This window comes from Janthinobacterium leeuwenhoeki, from assembly GCF_051380795.1.
In the GTDB taxonomy this organism is placed as follows: Bacteria; Pseudomonadota; Gammaproteobacteria; order Burkholderiales; family Burkholderiaceae_D; genus Janthinobacterium.
In genome coordinates, this window is record NZ_JBNYXT010000002.1 from 54,962 (window position 1) to 70,737 (window position 15,776).

The 15,776-nt window shown below is 62.7% G+C and carries 13 protein-coding genes; 7 read left to right on the forward strand and 6 right to left on the reverse strand.

What is annotated here, in order from left to right; genetic code table 11:
- Nucleotides 1–142: 142 nt before the first annotated feature.
- Complete coding sequence (gene ppnN, locus ACQ4WS_RS02200) at nt 143–1,513, reverse strand: nucleotide 5'-monophosphate nucleosidase PpnN (protein ID WP_436473266.1); 1,371 nt, start codon at nt 1,511–1,513, stop codon at nt 143–145.
- 368 nt (nt 1,514–1,881) lie between these two features.
- Between ppnN and ACQ4WS_RS02205 the strand changes: the two genes are divergently transcribed.
- Nucleotides 1,882–3,330, forward strand: a complete 1,449-nt coding sequence (locus tag ACQ4WS_RS02205) for a peptide MFS transporter (RefSeq protein ID WP_436473626.1) — start codon at nt 1,882–1,884, stop codon at nt 3,328–3,330.
- Between the two features lie 10 nt (nt 3,331–3,340).
- Here the strand turns inward: ACQ4WS_RS02205 and ACQ4WS_RS02210 are convergent, their stop codons facing one another.
- On the reverse strand, nt 3,341–3,472 hold the full coding sequence (locus tag ACQ4WS_RS02210; protein ID WP_436473268.1) for a hypothetical protein: 132 nt from the start codon (nt 3,470–3,472) through the stop codon (nt 3,341–3,343).
- Between ACQ4WS_RS02210 and ACQ4WS_RS02215 the strand changes: the two genes are divergently transcribed.
- The 3 genes from ACQ4WS_RS02215 to ACQ4WS_RS02225 are packed head-to-tail and all read left to right on the forward strand — an operon-like array spanning nt 3,462 to nt 6,259.
- The gene (locus tag ACQ4WS_RS02215; protein WP_436473270.1) at nt 3,462–4,148 is read left to right on the forward strand and encodes a UPF0149 family protein; all 687 of its coding nucleotides are present in this window, start codon (nt 3,462–3,464) and stop codon (nt 4,146–4,148) included. The genes ACQ4WS_RS02210 and ACQ4WS_RS02215 overlap by 11 nt on opposite strands.
- A 12-nt stretch (nt 4,149–4,160) precedes the next feature.
- Entirely contained in the window at nt 4,161–5,864 is a 1,704-nt protein-coding gene (locus ACQ4WS_RS02220; protein WP_436473272.1) for a hypothetical protein, read from the forward strand.
- 11 nt (nt 5,865–5,875) lie between these two features.
- Nucleotides 5,876–6,259, forward strand: coding sequence for a hypothetical protein (locus ACQ4WS_RS02225; protein ID WP_436473274.1), 384 nt, complete (start codon nt 5,876–5,878; stop codon nt 6,257–6,259).
- 9 nt (nt 6,260–6,268) lie between these two features.
- Here the strand turns inward: ACQ4WS_RS02225 and ACQ4WS_RS02230 are convergent, their stop codons facing one another.
- The gene (locus ACQ4WS_RS02230; RefSeq protein ID WP_035819625.1) at nt 6,269–6,496 is read right to left on the reverse strand and encodes a hypothetical protein; all 228 of its coding nucleotides are present in this window, start codon (nt 6,494–6,496) and stop codon (nt 6,269–6,271) included.
- A gap of 379 nt (nt 6,497–6,875) precedes the next feature.
- A complete protein-coding gene (locus ACQ4WS_RS02235; protein ID WP_436473275.1) occupies nt 6,876–9,143 on the reverse strand; it encodes an OPT family oligopeptide transporter in 2,268 nt (755 codons plus the stop codon).
- Nucleotides 9,144–9,342: 199 nt separating this feature from the next.
- Here ACQ4WS_RS02235 and ACQ4WS_RS02240 point away from each other — a divergent pair, with 199 nt between their 5' ends.
- Nucleotides 9,343–11,670 (forward strand): penicillin-binding protein 1A, encoded by a 2,328-nt coding sequence (locus ACQ4WS_RS02240; RefSeq protein ID WP_436473277.1) that lies wholly within the window; start codon nt 9,343–9,345, stop codon nt 11,668–11,670.
- Nucleotides 11,671–11,780: 110 nt separating this feature from the next.
- On the opposite strand, the gene ACQ4WS_RS02245 is transcribed toward ACQ4WS_RS02240, so the two are convergent.
- The gene (locus ACQ4WS_RS02245; protein WP_436473279.1) at nt 11,781–12,476 is read right to left on the reverse strand and encodes a TetR/AcrR family transcriptional regulator; all 696 of its coding nucleotides are present in this window, start codon (nt 12,474–12,476) and stop codon (nt 11,781–11,783) included.
- 343 nt (nt 12,477–12,819) lie between these two features.
- On the opposite strand from ACQ4WS_RS02245, the gene ACQ4WS_RS02250 reads away from it, so the two are divergent.
- Both ACQ4WS_RS02250 and ACQ4WS_RS02255 read left to right on the forward strand, forming a co-directional pair.
- Nucleotides 12,820–13,734: a lipase family alpha/beta hydrolase gene (locus ACQ4WS_RS02250; RefSeq protein WP_436473281.1), complete on the forward strand. Its 915-nt coding sequence runs from the start codon at nt 12,820–12,822 to the stop codon at nt 13,732–13,734.
- Nucleotides 13,735–13,744: 10 nt separating this feature from the next.
- A complete protein-coding gene (locus tag ACQ4WS_RS02255; RefSeq protein WP_436473283.1) occupies nt 13,745–14,671 on the forward strand; it encodes a lipase secretion chaperone in 927 nt (308 codons plus the stop codon).
- Between the two features lie 16 nt (nt 14,672–14,687).
- Here ACQ4WS_RS02255 and ACQ4WS_RS02260 read toward each other — a convergent pair whose 3' ends face one another.
- Nucleotides 14,688–15,776, reverse strand: coding sequence for a hypothetical protein (locus ACQ4WS_RS02260; RefSeq protein ID WP_436473284.1), 1,089 nt, complete (start codon nt 15,774–15,776; stop codon nt 14,688–14,690).

The following is a 15,776-nucleotide window of genomic DNA, read 5'->3' on the forward strand; positions in this document are numbered from 1 at the left end:
CCAAAGATAGCACTCACGAATCGATGACGCAAGCGATTTGATGACTTGTGGTGGCGAAGGCACACGCTGGAGGCGTAGGTAAAAAAGCGCCGCCCGCCCCCCGGACAACGCAGGGAACGGGCGACGCTGGCTGAAAGACAGCTTACTGGACTACTGTGTAGCAAGGCACGTATGCCGTACCCGCCAGCTTCATGCGGTGCTGCGCCACGAAGGAAGCGAGCAGCGCATCCATGGGGCCGGCGATGGATTTGTCGCCGTGGATCTCGAAATTGCCATGTTCTTCGATCGATCGGATGCCGTCATCCTTGACGTTGCCCGCCACCACGCCGGAAAACGCGCGGCGCAATTGGGCCGCCAGCAAGTGCGTGGGCTGGTTCTTGTGCAGGCTCAGGTTGCGCATGTTTTCATGCGTGGGATGGAAGGGCTTCTGGAATTCGTGGTCTATCTTCAACAGCCAATTGAAATAATAGGCATCGCTGTGCGCCTTGCGGAATTCGCGCACCTGGCGTATGCCTTCGAGCATTTCGCGCGCCACCAGTTCCGGGTCGTCGATGATGATCTTGTAGCGCTGCTGCGCTTCTGGACCCAGGGTGTCGCTGATGAACTGGTTGATCTGCACGAAGTACTCGCGCGACGTTTCCGGCCCGGTGAAGATCAGCGGGAAAGGAATCTCGGCGTTATCCGGGTGCAGCAGGATGCCGAGGATATACAAAATCTCTTCGGCCGTGCCCGCGCCGCCGGGGAACACGACGATGCCGTGGCCGGCGCGCACGAACGCTTCCAGGCGCTTTTCGATGTCCGGCATGATGACCAGATCATTGACGATGGGATTCGGCGACTCGGCGGCGATGATGCCCGGCTCGGTGATGCCCAGATAACGGCCATTGTGCAGGCGTTGCTTGGCGTGGCCGATGGTGGCGCCCTTCATGGGGCCCTTCATGGCGCCCGGGCCGCAACCGGTGCAGATGTCGAGGCTGCGCAAGCCCAGCTGGTAGCCCACTTCCTTCGAATAATTGTATTCGGCGCGGTTGATCGAATGGCCGCCCCAGCACACCACCAGGTTCGGATTGAGCTGGGTTTGCAGCACGTTCGCGTTGCGCAGGATGTGGAAGACGGCATCCGTCACGCCTTCCGTGCTCTGCAAGTCGAATTTCGGGTTGCCCGTGACTTCATCGCTGACGAAAATGATGTCGCGCAGCACGGCAAACAGGTGCTCGTGGATGCCCTTGATCATCTTGCCGTCGACAAAGGCGATAGCCGGCGCGCCCTTGATATCGAGCTTGATGCCGCGCTCGCGCTGGATGATGGAAATTTCAAACGATTGGTAGCGCTCCAGCAGGGCGCGGCCATCGTCGATGGTGCTGCCGCAATTCAAGACCGCCAGCGCGCAGCGGCGGAAAGTGTTGTACAGGCCGCCCTGGCTGGTGTCGAGCAGTTTGTTGACTTCAGTCTTGGAGAGCACGTCCAGGCGGCCTTCCGGTGAAACCAGAGTATCGATAACGTCGTGTTCCATAATGCGAAAAATCCCTTTAAAAATCGATGCTCGAAGGTCTTGCAGCCTTAATATACGACAAGTCAGGCAAGTTGTGCTGTGCCGCCGCAAAATCGCCCGGGCCGCCCTTGCCTGCAAACCGGTTTGACTAATATGAAACAGTCATTCTTGCTAATGCGAATCGAAATCTTCGCTCAGCGCAATTTGTAGATTAGAATGCCAGCCTATTGGAATTCCCGTGCGTGAGGTTCTTCATGAGAGTCCCCGCCGCCCGCAGGCTTCCATAAGTTTGTTGTATCGATTGACTATAATAATTTTTCAGGAGGAACCGCATGAGCGGTGCGACTACGCCCAACAAGGAAGCCGTTATTCCCGAGTTCAAGCAGATTATGGGCCATCCAAGCCCATTGTGGATGTTGTTCATGACTGAATTCTGGGAACGCTTCGCGTTCTACGGAGTTCGCTGGGCACTGGTACTGTACATCGTGGCCCAGTTCCATGGCGGCGACGGTTCGGGACAGGCAGCGGCCAACCTGACTTACGGTTCCTTCCTCGCGCTGGTGTACGCCGGCGCCCTGTTCGGCGGCTACATCGCCGACCGGGTCATCGGCTACCAGCGTTCCATCCTGCTGGGCGCCGTCTTCATGGCTGCCGGCCTGTTCTGCATCTCGGTACCGAACCAGGACATCTTCAACCTGGGCCTGGCCACCATGATCGTCGGTAACGGCATGTTCAAGCCGAACATCTCGACCATGGTCGGCAAGCTGTACACGACAGCCGATCCGCGCCGCGACAGTGGCTTCACGATCTTCTACATGGGTATCAACATGGGCGCCATGGTTGCGCCCGTCTTCACCCAGTGGCTGGCCGAGTCGATCTTCGGCACCAGCGCCATGCCTTCGTACAAGATGGTCTTCATGGCTTCCGGTTTCGGCATGTTGATCAGCCTGGTATGGTTCGCCATCGGCCGCCGCGCCCTGAAGGGCATCGGCGCACCGGAAGCCGGTTCCGGCAACCCGATGCGCGTCGTCTGGGTAGCCGTCGGCTCGCTGTGCGTGATTCCGCTGATGTACTTCCTGCTGACTGTCGGCGCTGAAAAGCTGCAAATCGTCCTGACGGTGCTGTTCATCGGCCTGGCCGTAATGCTGATGTTCGAAGGCATACGCAACGGCAAAGTGGCGCGCGACCGCGTCATCGCCATGCTGCTGATCTTCGTCTTCAACATCCTGTTCTGGATGTTCTTCGAACAAGCTGGCAGCTCGTTTACTTTCCTGGCTGACAAGATCGTCAACCGCGACCTGGGCTTCTGGATCTTCCCGACCGCCTATTTCCAGACCGTCAACTCGGTGGCCATCATCGTCTTCGCGCCTATCATCGCCGCCGTCTGGGTCTTCCTGGCGCGCCACAACGTCAACCCTTCGATCCCGCGCAAATTCGGCCTGGGCTTGCTGGGCAATGCGCTGGCCTTCGGTTTGCTGATCTTCGCTCTGTCGAGCCTGGTTGGCGCCGATAACAAGATCCCGTTCTGGACCCTGGCCACCGTGTATGTGCTGCAATCGATCGGTGAGCTGTGCCTGTCGCCTATCGGCCTGTCGATGGTCACCAAGCTGGCCCCGGTGCGCCTGGTCGGCCTGGGCATGGGCGGCTGGTTCCTGTCGACCGGTATCGGCAACAACCTGTCGGGCATCTTCGCCAGCCACGTCAGCGGCGAAAGCGGCATGTCGGTGCAATCGGCCCTGTCCGGCTACACCTTCGGCTTCTGGTCCCTGCTGGGCGCCGGCGTGATCCTGTTCCTGATCGCACCGCTGATCAACAAACTGATGCACGGCGTGAAGTAAGCGTTTTGCCTTAGCTGAAAACGGCGGCCTGCGGGCCGCCGTTTTTCATTCCGGCACCGGCTTTCCCCTTGCCGGGCAGTACAATACGGCCAGGGCCGATGGCCACTTCAATCAAATTACAGAGAAATCCCATGTCCAGCATCTCCACCACCTCGCCCCTCTCCGACGACGAATACGCCGAACTCGACACCCTGCTGGCCGCGCCCGCCCTGGCCGGCGGCGCCATGGACGTGTCGATGCTGGAAGGTTTTCTGACGGCCGTCGCCCTGAGCCCGAAGCAAATTGCAGTTGAGCAATGGTTGCCCTGGGTCTGGGACAAGGCGGCCGGCAGCGCCGCGCCAACACCCGACGAAGCCAGCGAACGGGCGGCCAGCATGGCCCGGCGCCACCACGCCTACATGCTCGAATGGCTGGCGAAAGACCCGGACAGCTTCGAGCCTATCTACGTCTGCGGCCCCGAATGGAGCGTGCCTGCCTGGTGCGCAGGCTTCCTGCTTGGCACCAGCCTGGACAAGCCGCAGTGGGCGGCACTGGCCGTCAGCCACCCGGAGTATCTGGCGCCGTTCCAGCACCTGGCCACGGCCAGCGAACTCGATGACGATGCAGCCGAAACGGCCATGGATGGCGTGATTCCCGCTGTCATCGCCATCAACGCGGCCTGGGCGCGCCAGCGCCACCTGAAAAGCCAGGTGCAAAGCCAGAGTGGCGCTACCGTGCTGCGCGACGTGCCGAAGACGGGCCGCAACGACCCGTGCCACTGCGGCAGCGGCAAAAAGTATAAGAAATGCTGTGCCGACGCCGATAGCGCGGCCAGCTAAGGACGTATCTCCTTGCGCCAGCTGCTGACGGCCATCCTGCGCTTCCTGCTGCGCCACGCGCTGCAGTTTGCCCTGTTCATCGTCATCCTGCTGGCCGGACGCCTGTTGCTGGCCGAATGGCGCGCCTACTGCGCCGGCAGCGAGGCCGTGGCCACCCTGCGCCAGGCTTCCAGCAACGCCGGCAACCATGGCGCCGGCCTGGCCGGTGCCGCCACGGCGAGGATCAACGCCCTGCAACACGCCTCGCAGACCGCCATCGCCACCCGCCTGGCGCAAGTGCAGGCGCAATTGACCACCTTGCGCGCGCAGCAGCAACCGTCGCTGTTTACCATTCCCCTGCCCGATACAAACACCCTAGCCTTGCACGCGCAAGAGGAAGCGGCGCGCCGCGTGGAAATCGAAGTGCTGGCGCAGGAAGCCCGTTATCTGACCGCCGTGCAAGCGGCGGTCAAAGGCGAAGATGCGCGGCACACGCTGGCGCGCCTGCACGCGGAACACGTCAGCGCATATGCCGCGCTGCAGCAGAACCTGGCCCAGCGCCGGCAGCTGGAAGCGCAGCACCCCGTGGCGGCCCACCTGCCTGGCAGCGACGCCTACGCGCAGTTGTCGCAGCGCGAAGCGCAAGGCCAGCGGCTGCGCGAGATCAATCTGCAAGCCTACAAGGCCTGGGCAGCGCAGCGCGCGCGCGCCAGCAACGCCACGAGCGCCGCCCGCCCCGCGCCATTCGCCATCGACGAGCAAGCGCTGGCCGGCGCGCTGGCGCCCGTACAGGCGGCGATTGCGGCCGGCGAAGCGCAGCTGGCGCGCAACTGGATCGCCCGCTGGCGCGCTCCCGTCATGGACGTGGCGCCCACGGCCGCCCTGCTGGTGCTGTCGGCCATCGCGCTGCCCCTAGCCATCAAGGCCTTCTTTTACTTCGTGCTGGCGCCCATCGCCTCCCGTTTGCCGCCGCTGTCGATTGCGCGCGAACTGCAAACCGGCGATGCCAGCCTGCCCCTGCCGCCCGATGGCCAGTCCCGCATTTCCGCCGTCTCGCAGGCGCTGCAACTCCAACCTGGCCAGCAGATGCTGATCCACCCCGCATACCTGCAATCGTCGCCCGTCAGCAGCACCAAGCGCACGCAATGGCTGCTGGACTGGCGCTTCCCGTTCACCAGCCTGGCCGCCGGCATGGTGGCGCTGACGCGGCTGCAAAGCGATACCACGGCATCCCTGACGATTTCCGCCAGCGACGATCCGCTGCTGGAAGTGGCCATCGTCCACCTGCCAGCCGGCAGCGCGCTCGTGTTCCAGCCACGGGCTCTGGTGGGATTCATCTGCGACTCTGCCCAGCCGCTGGCGATATCGAGCCACTGGCGCCTGGCCAGCCTGCACGCCTGGCTTACCCTGCAGCTGCGCTTCATCGTCTTTCGCGGCCCCGTCACCCTGATCGTGCGCGGCTGCCGCGGCGTGCGCCTGGAGCGAGCAGGCCAGGGCCGCAGCATCAGCCAGTCCGCCACCCTGGGTTTTACCACCGACGTGCTGTATTCGACCCTGCGCAGCGAAACCTTCATCGCCTACCTGCGCGGCCAGCAGGCGCTGCTCAACGACCGCTTCGACGGCGACAACGGCGTCTACCTGTACGAAGAAACCCCGCGCCACGGCAAGCAGCCTGGCACGGTGGGCAGCTGGTTCGAAGGTTTTACGGATGCGATCTTGAAAGTATTCGGCATTTAGCCGAAGGAACCATGATGAACGACTTCCTGTTTGCCGATTTTCTCGAGGAGCATGCCGTGTATGCGGCGGTAGAGGCCTGGTGGCAGGCACGCCTGGCCTTCCTCGACGGTCTATGTACGCCGTATCTGCGCACCGCGTTTGCCAACGGCCAGCCGTTTTATGACGGCAATCCCATGATCAACCTGGCGGACCGGAACGCCGGCAAGGCGGCGCGCATCATTCAAGAATGCCCGCGCGAATTCGGCCGTTACTACACGAGTTTCGAGCAAGCCATCGAACTGGCCTGTCGCGATGGACAGCGTCCGGCGCAGGAAAAGGTCATCGTGCTGACCTTGACGCAGGAGACGGCGCAGAGGGCCGAGGATGAACTGCGGGCGTGGTTTGCACCAGCGTAGGGCTGCCGGCTACGCCGCAATCGAATGCGACACCGTCAGCCACTCGCCCGGCTGCAAATTTGCCGCCGCCTCGCGGGTGGCCAGCACGCTGTCCGGGTCCAGGTCGGACCGGTTCAGCTTGTAGGAATAGGCGAAATCGTCGGCATCGAATGCCTGCCCCGCCTTGACGTAATACTTGAAGCCGACAAAGGAGTCGGGATTGGTAACGACCGAGTACTCAAGCGTGACATTGTTCATGGCGGGCCTCGTCAACGACGGTGAAGTAATCATTATGCGTCAATTCCGGCCGCAGCGATGCGGCGGCTAATCCTTGCGGAAAATCAATAGCCCTGCCGGTGGCCAGCGCTACAGCAGGCGGAGCCCACCACCACGCCTTTACTGTCCATGACTGCCAGGCACACCTTGCTCACGAAGATCAGGAACACACTGGTGCCGCATCGACCATCCCGGCCGCGATGACCTGCGCGACGATGAGCACCTGCGACGGCTGGCCAGCGAGGACGTGACGATCTACGCCACTGCGGCGCAACTGGCGGTGCGGCCCGTCGGGCGCGCATAAAAAAAACCGCCCGGATCGTCATGACACCGAGCGGTTTTCATTGGATGGGCTACAGCATCAAGCCTGCGGGCGGTCAGCCTTCTTCTCTCTTGCGACGATATACAGCAGCACGATGATGAGCGCATACGGCAGCAGGGACAGCGCATCCGAATGCAGGCCCGCGTAGAACGGGTTGCCGTGTTCGGCCCAGTCGGCCATCATCTGGTCGAAGTGCGTCAGCACGCCGGCCGTAATCGCAATGATGATGCCGGCCAGCGCGCCGCCGGCGATGTAGCCGGAAGCGAGCAGCACGCCCGAACTGCGGTCGCCCGCCAACTGGCGCTCTTCCTCGTTCAGTGTCGCGTTGTGTTCCAGCTTGTTGTTGCGGCGGTCCGCCAGCCAGCGCACCAGGCCACCGACGAAAATCGGCAAGGTGGACGACAGCGGCAGGTACACGCCCACGGAAAACGCCAGCGACGGGATGCCAGCCATTTCCAGCACCACGGCAATCATCACGCCGAACAGCACCAGGGTCCAAGGCAGCTGCTGGTCGAGGATGCCCTTGATGATGTAGGACATCAGCACGGCCTTGGGCGCGTCGTATTTCTTCACTTCCGAGCCGTCCGGACGCTTGCTGTATTGGCCATTGATGCCCGGATCGACCAGGTAAGCCAGCTGGCCATCGTCCTTGACAAAATATTTGCCGGCCGGGCCGCCCACGGTATCCGTCTTTTGCCAGACTTTATACGTATTGTGGTCCGTGTCGGCTTGCGGGCCATGCAGCTCGCCCGTCACCGTCAGCTTCGACGCGTCGACCGTCAGGCCGGGCGCCACTTGCGCTGCCGGCACGTAGACGGTGCTCGCCTCGTTCAGTTTCAGCAAAATCGGGCCGAGAATCAGGGCGGACGACAGCGCGCCCGCCAGGATCGCATACTGCTGCAGGCGCGGCGTGGCGCCCACCAGGTAGCCGGTTTTCAAATCCTGCGACGTGGTGCCCGCGTTGCTGGCGGCGATGCAGACGATGGCGCCCACCGACAGGGCCGTCACATAGTAACGCCCGCCCGTCCAGCCCATGATCAGGAAGATCAGGCAGGTAAACAGCAAGGTGGCCACGGCCATGCCGGAGATCGGGTTCGACGAGGAGCCGATTTCGCCCGTCAGGCGCGACGACACGGTGGCGAACAGGAAGCCGAAGACGAGGATCAGCAGCGCGCCGAGGAAATTCATGTGCAGCGGCGTGGCGAAGGTGATCACGGCGATGATGGAGAGGCAGCCGATGATGACCCATTTCAGGGGGATATCCTGGTCGGTACGCAAAGTGGAATTGCTCTTGACGCCCTTGCCGATGCCTTTCAGGCCAGCCGACAGGCTGCGCCAGATCATGGGCATGGCGCGCACCAGCGAAATCAGGCCGCCGGCTGCCACGGCGCCCGCGCCGATGTACAGCACGTAGGCGCTGCGCACGTCGTCCGCGCCCATTTCGCTGATCAACTTGGTGCCCGGCGAAAGCACGGTGGTCAGGCTGTCGCCGAAGAACTTGATCATCGGGATCAGGAGCAGGTAGGACAGCACGCCGCCGGCCGCCATGGTGGCAGCGATGCGCGGGCCGATGATGTAGCCCACGCCCAGCAATTCAGGGGAAATCTCGGCGCCGATGGAGCCGCCCTTCAGCGGCGCGGCAAATTCCACGCCCGGCGTATCCTTCCAGCCCTTGAACGAGATATTGAATACCTTGTACAGCAAGCCGACGGCGAAACCGCCGAAGATGATCTTGGCGCGGCGCTTGGCGTCCAGCGCGGCAGCCGAATCCTTCTCGATGCTTTCGCCGGCGGCGATGCGCGATTCTTCCGTGGCGGCCGCCTTCAGCACTTCGGCGCAGGCCGTGCCTTCGGGGAATTTGAGTTCCTTGTGCTGGTCGACGATCATGGTGCGGCGCATGGGGATCATCATCAGGATGCCCAGCAGGCCGCCGAGAACGCCGACCAGCATGACGCGCGAGATTTCCAGGTCAAAGCCCAGGATCAGGATGGCGGGCATGGTCACGCCCAGGCCGAAGGCCAGCGACTCGCCGGCCGAACCGGCCGTTTGCGTGATGCTGTTTTCCAGGATCGACGAATCCTTGCCGCCCATCTTCTTGGCCAGGCCGAACAGGGTGATGGCGATCACGGCGACGGGAATCGAGGCGCTGACGGTCAGGCCCACTTTCAGCACCAGGTACAGCGAGGAGGCGCCAAAGACCATCCCCAGGATGACGCCCATGAACAGCGCGCGGAAGGTCATCTCGGGCAGCTTCGCATCGGCCGGAATATACGGCTTCACGGCGCTCGGCATTGCATCTTTTGCCATAAAAAAATCCTTAATTGTATAAAATAAACAGCCCGGATTGACGCCCGGGCTATTTGCTTGAAGCCGAGACTATCGCACAGCCGCGTTTCGATGAAAAGGTTTTTTGCTCCCGCTCCCGGCGCCCCGCACGCACGGGAAGCGCTGGCGCATTGGTCTATAATCGCTGCCACCGTGCCCTGCACGCTCACGTGAGACTGCCTTGACTGCCAAACGAACCGGATTCCCCTGGCCTTCCCGCCGCGCCACCGTGCGCGCTATCATCATCGCCGGCTGCGCCGCGCTGGCCGCCGCCGTGCTGCTGGCCGCCTGGCTGTTCCTGTACGTGCGACCCCGCCTGCCCGAACTGGACGTCATCACCGACTACCAGCCGAAGATACCGCTGCGCGTGTACACGGCCGATAATGTGCTGATCGGCGAATTCGGCGAAGAGCACCGCGACTTCGTGCCGATTGCGCAAGTACCGGAAATGATGAAAAAGGCCCTGCTGGCCATCGAGGATGGCCGCTTCTACGAACACCACGGCATCGACTTCGTGCGCGCCGGCGGCGCCGTGCTGTCGAACCTGCGCCACGGCTTCGGCCACGGCGGCGGCTCCACCATCACCATGCAGGTGGCGCGCAATTTCTTCCTGACGCGCGAAAAAGTCGCCTCGCGCAAGCTCAATGAAATCATGCTGGCCCTCAAAATCGAGTCGGCCCTGTCGAAAGACCAGATTCTCGAGCTGTACATGAACCAGATGTACCTGGGCCAGCGCTCGTTCGGCTTCGGCAGCGCGGCGCAGACCTACTTCGGCAAGCCTTTGTCGGAACTGTCGATCGCGGAAATGGCGATGCTGGCCGGTTTGCCGCAAAACCCGTCACGCCACAATCCGATCAGCAATCCGAAAAAGGCCCACGCGCGCCAGCAGCTGGTATTGAAACGCATGCGCGAACTCGATTACATCAGCGAAGGCCAGTACCGGCAGGCGCTGGCGCAACCGCTGCGCGTCAATACCCGCGGCAAGCAGGGCTTCGATACGCACGCCGAATACGTGGCTGAACTGGCGCGCCAGGCCGTGTATGCGCAATTCAAGGAAGACAGCTACACCAAGGGCATCAGCGTCTACACGACGATCCTGAAAGCGGACCAGGATGCGGCCTACGCCTCGACGCGCCGCAACGTCATCGCCTACGACCAGCGCCACGGCTACCGTGGCCCGGAAACCTTCATCGACATGCCGGCTGACCCCGAGCAGCGCGACGAGGCCATCGACACGGCGCTGCAAAAACGCGCGGACAGCGATGGCCTGATCGCCGCCGTCGTCACGGAAATTGCCAGTGGCAAGGTGGTGGCCGACACGGGCGACGGCGACGCCAAGGCCATCACGGGCGAAGGCTTGCGCTTTGCCGCCCCTGCGCTCACAAGCAAAGCGGGCGCCGGCATCAAGCTGCGCCCGGGCGCCGTGATCCGCATCAGCAAAGACGCCAAGGGAAACTGGGCCATCACGCAAGTGCCGCTGGTGGCCGCCGCCTTCGTCTCGCTCGATGCGGACACGGGCGCCTACCACGCCATGGTGGGCGGCTTCGACTACAACCTGCAAAAGTTCAACCACGTCACGCAGGCGTGGCGCCAGCCCGGTTCGGCCATGAAGCCCTTCGTGTATTCGGCGGCGCTGGAACAAGGCTTTTCGCCGGCCACCCTGATCAACGACGTGCCACTGGAAATGCAGGCGGGCGGCAAGGTGTGGGCGCCGCAGAATGACGACTTCAAGTTCGACGGCCCCATCACCATGCGCTACGCGCTGGCGCAATCGAAGAACGTGGCCTCGGTGCGCATCCTGCGCGCGCTGGGCGTGTCATATACGCACGACTTCATGGAAAAATTCGGCTTCGACCCAAAGCGCCAGCCCAGCAACCTCACCATGGCACTGGGCACGGGTTCCGTCACGCCCGTGCAGATGGCGGGCGCCTACGCCCTGTTCGCCAATGGCGGCCACCAGGTGGAACCGTACCTGATCGATCGCATCGTCGACGCCAAGGGCACGGTGCTGATGCAGACCAAGCCGCCCGCGCCAAACGACGACAAGACCCTGGCGCTGGATCCGCGCAACGCCTTCGTGATGGACAGCATGCTGCGCGAAGTGGCCCGCACGGGCACGGGCGCAGCGGCAACGAAAAAACTGGGACGCAGCGACATCGCCGGCAAGACGGGTACCACCAGCGATGCCGTCGACGGCTGGTTCGCCGGCTACGGCGGCGGCATCGTGGCCGTGGCCTGGATGGGCTATGACGAGCCCAAGTCCTTGGGCGGACGCGAATTCGGCGCCACCCTGGCCATGCCGATCTGGATCGACTATATGCGCACGGCCCTGTCGACGCGCCCGCAAATCACGCGCGCCGTGCCGGCGGGCCTGAGCCAGGTCGATGGCGAGTGGCTGTATGACGAGTTCATCGACATGAATGGCATCAAGACGCTGGACATGGACGTGGAAACGCCGACGGATCCGGCCGCAGTGCCGGAGACGCTACCCATAGAAACCACGAACTGATGAGCCCGTAGGTCGGGTTAGCCGGCACGGCGTAACCCGACATGAGCCGCCGTCCGCGCGTGTCGGATTACGCTAGGCCTCGGCGGCCCCGCTAATCCGACCTACCTCGCCTACGTCTTGACCATGCTCAAATACCCGCGCACCGTACTGACCACGCTATCGGCGAAATCGTCGACATTAACCTTCGCGGCGCGGTACTTCCAGCGTTTCACGTACCAGTCCTGGAACAGGGCCAGGCAGTGCGCGGCCTGCAAAGTGGCATCGCCCTGCGGCTGCGGTTCGATTTCGCCGATGGTCGATGCGATCAGGGTCTGCACATACAGTTCCGAATTCTTCGCCATGCTGCGCTGCTCCACCTGCAGCACGCGCGAATCCATGAAGACAAAATAGAACCACGGCTGCAACACTTCGGACAGGTAGATCGACGATCGTATCATCGCCTCCAGGCGGTCCAGCGGCGACTTCACATCGGCGAACAGCAGCGGCAAGGCTTGCGTCGCGTGGCGCACCACGTCCTCGATCATTTCGGCCAGTTGGTCCTTGCTGGTGATGTAGCCATACAGGCCGCCCATCGACAGCCCCGTCTCGCGGCACAGGTCGCGCAAGCTCATGGCGCGGAAGCCCACGTCATTGGCCAGGCGGAAGGTGGCAACGAAGATGCGTTCAAGATTTTCCAGCGCCGGCTTGCGGCGCTTGACGCCGATGCGCTCCGCGTGGCGGTCAAGAATATATTCCCAGATGTTTTCGCCATTTAAAGGCGTCATCTGCTGAAACTGTTCGAAATTAAAATGGGTCGACAAGTGCATTCCCAAGTAACGGTGTAGGAGCGATATCCATGCAATGCCTGGGCACGGCATGGCAAGACGGCGGGACGGCTGATGCCGGGCCGATTATAGCTCAGGAAAACAACTGTGACTTTCCAACTATGCAATAGGCGTATAAGCAACGCCAAATTCCCACAGTTATTGCGCTGCATCATGCAAATCGCTGCAATTTTAATCCAGCAGTGCTACATTCAAAAAACCGAGCGCTCGCTATTTTTAATGCATCGAGAATGTAAAGGAGCGCACGGTTCATCGCTACAGCATCGACATTTCCACTATTAATCGACTATTCAGTAGTCGATCACTAATACATAACGGAGACAAAATGAAGACTCGCTTTTGGCAACTGCTATCCACCCTTCTGCTCACCCTCGCCATCCTGCCCGGCAGCGCCAGCGCCGCCGGCTACACGCAAACGAAGTATCCGATCGTGCTGGTGCACGGCCTGTTCGGCTTCGACAAGCTCGGTCCCGTCGAATATTTTTATGGCGTCCCCGCCGCCCTGCGCAGCGGCGGCGCGCAAGTGTATGTGACCACCGTGTCGGCCGCCAACAGCACGGAAGTGCGCGGCGAGCAGCTGCTGTCGCAGGTGCGGCAAATCCTCGCCGCCACGGGGGCAAGCAAAGTCAATTTGATCGGCCATAGCCACGGCGGCCCCACCGCCCGCTATGTCGCCTCCGTGCGGCCCGACCTGGTGGCGTCCGTCACCAGCGTGGCCGGCGTCAACAAGGGTTCGAAAGTAGCCGATATCCTCAGCGGCGCCATTCCCAACACCAGCGGCGCACTGGGCAATGCGCTCGCCTCCCTGATCGGCATTTTGTCGGGCAACAAGGGACTGCCGCAAAACGCGGGCGCCTCGCTCACCTCCCTGTCCACGGCCGGCTCGCTGGCTTTTAATAGCCGCCATCCGCAAGGAGTGCCCACCTCCGCCTGCGGCGAAGGCGCCTACCAGGTGCAAGGCGTGTACTACTTTTCGTGGAGCGGCGCGCAACCCTACACGAATGTGCTCGATGTGGGCGATCCTGCCCTGGCTGCCATCAGCCTGGCCTTCGGCGGCGTCAAGAACGATGGCCTGGTCAGCAGCTGCTCCAGCCACCTGGGCAAGGTGATCCGCGACGACTACGCCATGAACCACCTCGATGAAGTCAACCAGTTCGTCGGCATCGTCAACCTGTTCGAGACGAACCCCGTCACCGTCTTCCGCCAGCAAGCCAACCGCCTGCAAGGCCTGGGACTGTAAGGAGGCTACGATGCGCACGAACGCAAAATGGATCATCGCCGGCAGCTTGGCAGCCCTGGCCCTGTACCTGGTGCTGCACCCGGGCGTACCGCCCGCCCCGCCGCCGGAAAAGGCGGAACCGGACCTGTTCGCGTTCGTGCGCTCGATGCAAGGCACGCGGCCCGACGGCAACGTGACGGTGGCCGCCGGCGACAAGCTGGTGGTCGACGCGGAACTGGGCCACCTGTTCGACTACTATCTGGCGGGCCTCGGTGAAAAGCCGCTGGCCGCCATCCGCAGCCAGATCGAGGCGGAACTGGAGCGGCGCCTGGCGCCCGTCCCCGCCCGCGAAGCGAAGCGCCTGCTGGACGCTTACCTGGCCTACAAGCAGGCGCTGGCCGGTGCGGAACAAGCCTTGCCGGCGCAAGCCGATGCGGCCCTGGCGGCGCGCGCGCGCCTGCAAGCCATGCGCGCCTTGCGCGGCAATTACTTTACGCCCGAGGAAAGCGCGGGCCTGTTCGGCGCCAGCGATGCGTATGACGACGACGCCGTGGCGCGCATGGCCATACTCGGCGACACGTCGCTCGATGAAGCGCAGCGCCAGGCGCAACTGGCCGCGCTGGACCAGAAAATGTCGCCAGCCCAGCGCGCCGCGCGCGACGCGCCGCTACAGGTGGTGCAGTTGGACGCCTCCGTCAAAACCTTGCGGGCCCAGGGCGGTGGCGAAAATGAGGTCTACCGCCTGCGCGCCAGCACCTTCACGCCAGCAGCGGCGGCGCGCCTGGCGGATCTGGACCGCGAAGAGTCGCAGTGGCAGCAGCGCATCATCACGTATCAGGCGCAGAAGGCGCAGCAGGCCGGCCTGCCCGGAGGCGCGCAGGATGCTGCAGCCCTTCAGCAACTGCGCGACGCCAGTTTCACGCCCGACGAGCAGCGCCGGCTGGGCGCCTACGAATGATCGCGCACCATGTCCGCTAAGGAAAGATGACGGACGACTTGGCAATGCCCCAGTTAACATTGGCCAGCATCGAGCGCTTGCTTTGCCCTGCCTGGTTGTCACTGGCCACGCCCAGGGTCAGATACATGCCATCGGCCACCTTGTATTCCAGGCCCAGCAGCGCTCGCTTGCGGTCGTCCAGACTCAAGCCGGGCGCACTACTCCTGAGTATGGAATACTCAGCAATTCCAGCCAGGCGTGGATTACCATAGCGCAAGTTGAGTCCGGCGACGCGCTGGCGCGCAAGAATGTCATTGCCGGCAGGGTCTCTCATCGCCGCATTGCTCATATGCCTGACATGCGCTGTCAGCAGGTAGCCGAGCCGCTTGCCAGTTTTCATTTTCTCTTTGCCAAGATCCCCCCCATAACTGCCCGTCAGCCAATAGGCAGAGGCATCGGCCGCACTGGCAGCGGGTGTATTTCCAGAAGAAAATACCCTGCCCGCGCCGACGGCCAGCATGGTCTGGTTCCATTTCGTCAGGATGCCTGTAATTTCTTCCTGGCACTTTTCAATGGACGCCCGGAGTTCCGCTGACATCGACACCGGAGCCGACGGCTCTTTGGGCGGCGCACTATCATCTAAGGAAAGGGCGGCGCCCCGACAACGCTCGTCGGCCGCCACCAGCAACACACCATCCATCTCGCGCGAATACAAGATGGACTGCAGGCCCAACGCCGTTTGCTTGGTGCCGTTGTTTTCCCCCACCTTGGTGGCAAACGACACCGTGGTGCGCGACAGTACGCGGCTAGGCCAACTGCTCACGATGCGCTCCCACGTGGTATGTCCCAGCACCAGGCTGGGCGCGATTTCGGCGGCCACGGCATTGGAGAGTTTTCCGCTGTCATCATAGGCACGCGCGACTTGTGTACCGAATTCGCGGAAAGTTGACAGGCGCGGCACCTGCTGCCCCGATGCGCCCAGCAGGAAGGCAGCCGGCGCCGTCGTGACCGGCATGTCGATCACGGTGTCCGACAACACAGTGCTGAGCGGCACTTTTTCGGCGGCCGTGCTGGCACCGTACAAGCCCATGCACAGCGCCATGCAATACGCTGGAAAGTAGCGCAT

Coding starts and splice junctions, on each gene's coding strand:
- ppnN (WP_436473266.1), bottom strand. CDS start 1,513: ATGGAACACGACGTTATCGATACTCTGGTTTCACCGGAAGGCCGCCTG.
- ACQ4WS_RS02205 (WP_436473626.1), top strand. CDS start 1,882: ATGGGCCATCCAAGCCCATTGTGGATGTTGTTCATGACTGAATTCTGG.
- ACQ4WS_RS02215 (WP_436473270.1), top strand. CDS start 3,462: ATGTCCAGCATCTCCACCACCTCGCCCCTCTCCGACGACGAATACGCC.
- ACQ4WS_RS02210 (WP_436473268.1), bottom strand. CDS start 3,472: ATGCTGGACATGGGATTTCTCTGTAATTTGATTGAAGTGGCCATCGGC.
- ACQ4WS_RS02225 (WP_436473274.1), top strand. CDS start 5,876: ATGATGAACGACTTCCTGTTTGCCGATTTTCTCGAGGAGCATGCCGTG.
- ACQ4WS_RS02230 (WP_035819625.1), bottom strand. CDS start 6,496: ATGAACAATGTCACGCTTGAGTACTCGGTCGTTACCAATCCCGACTCC.
- ACQ4WS_RS02235 (WP_436473275.1), bottom strand. CDS start 9,143: ATGGCAAAAGATGCAATGCCGAGCGCCGTGAAGCCGTATATTCCGGCC.
- ACQ4WS_RS02245 (WP_436473279.1), bottom strand. CDS start 12,476: ATGCACTTGTCGACCCATTTTAATTTCGAACAGTTTCAGCAGATGACG.
- ACQ4WS_RS02250 (WP_436473281.1), top strand. CDS start 12,820: ATGAAGACTCGCTTTTGGCAACTGCTATCCACCCTTCTGCTCACCCTC.
- ACQ4WS_RS02255 (WP_436473283.1), top strand. CDS start 13,745: ATGCGCACGAACGCAAAATGGATCATCGCCGGCAGCTTGGCAGCCCTG.
- ACQ4WS_RS02260 (WP_436473284.1), bottom strand. CDS start 15,776: ATGCGCTACTTTCCAGCGTATTGCATGGCGCTGTGCATGGGCTTGTAC.